The sequence below is a fragment of the Desulfovibrio sp. ZJ369 genome, from assembly GCF_011039085.1.
Taxonomy (GTDB): Bacteria; Desulfobacterota; Desulfovibrionia; order Desulfovibrionales; family Desulfovibrionaceae; genus Desulfovibrio.
In genome coordinates this window covers 1-1,144 of record NZ_JAAKEI010000100.1, presented here as the reverse complement: position 1 = coordinate 1,144, position 1,144 = coordinate 1, and the positions used below count along the sequence as shown (strand labels likewise).

At 55.0% G+C, this 1,144-nt stretch carries 1 protein-coding gene; it reads right to left on the bottom strand.

Going from position 1 to position 1,144, the window contains the following annotated elements; all coding sequences use genetic code 11:
- Positions 1 to 136: 136 nt before the first annotated feature.
- Positions 137 to 1,144, bottom strand: a 1,008-nt coding sequence (locus G7Y51_RS13460; protein WP_165178263.1) for an IS110 family transposase, incomplete at its 5' end; no start/stop codon positions are given.

The following is a 1,144-nucleotide window of genomic DNA, read 5'->3' as shown; positions in this document are numbered from 1 at the left end:
TCGCGCTTCCGGTCCTCAACGTATTGATGGCATCATGTGCCTGCGTAGGCTACAGGTTTTCCGGAAGCTGGTCCGACCGATTTCTCCGTGGTTTTCTGGCATCCAGGGCAAGAAACAAGGCCGGGCTGTGTCTTGTCTATCCGTTGAAGGAATATTCTGTTCCGTTATGGAGTATGCTCCAGGCTATGCGGGCAATTTTATTGGCCAGCGCCACGGCAGCCTTTTTCGGCTCCGCTCTTGCTGTCAGTGCGGTCAGCCATGCGGCCTGTTTGCCACTCCCCAGCGTTTGATACCCCCGATTCATGGCAAACAATACGGCCAAACCTCCCTGAACGAGCAGGCTTCTGAGATACGGATCGCCTCTTTTGCTGATGCCGAGAAGCCGATGTCTTCCTCCAGTGGAGTGTTCACGCGGCACAAGTCCCAGATAGGCGGCAAACTGCCTGCCGTTTTTGAAGCTGGAGGCAGTGCCAGCCACAGCAAAAAGCATGGTTGCCGTCAGATACCCGATGCCGGGAACTTTCATCAGGCGTTGGCATGCCTCATTTTCATGGATTATTGCTTTGAGCAGTGCGTCTTGTTCGGCTATTTGCGCTTCGAGGCTGTTTATCAGTTCAAACATGGTGTTGAGCAAACGCCGCATGACACCGGAAAGGGGGTTTTCAGTATCGCTTATCAAGTCGGGCAGCATATCCCGTACATGACAAACGCCTTGCCGGGTCACTATGCCATACTCGTAAAGCAGGCTTCTTGTTTGATGGACGGCGGCGATACGCGCTCGCATCAGGCCGCTCCGCACTCGATGGATTGCTTGAATATCCGCCTGTTGCCCGCTGCGAGAAGGAACCCCGCGCACACTGGGACGCAACGCCGCTTCGCAAATTGCCCTGGCGTCATTGGCATCGTTTTTGTCCCCCACTCTGAATGGGGCGACATATCGAGGATGCATGCGCTTTACCGTGTGCCCATGTCCCTCAATGACCCGCTGCCAATAGCCGGAACTGGCGCACGCCTCCATGCCCACGAGACACCGTGGATGACAGGCGAAAAACTCTGATACCTTCCCCCGCGAGAGAGTCTTACTGAACACTTTCGCTCCACGCTCATTCATGCCGTACACATGAAAGGAGTTCTTTGCCAAATC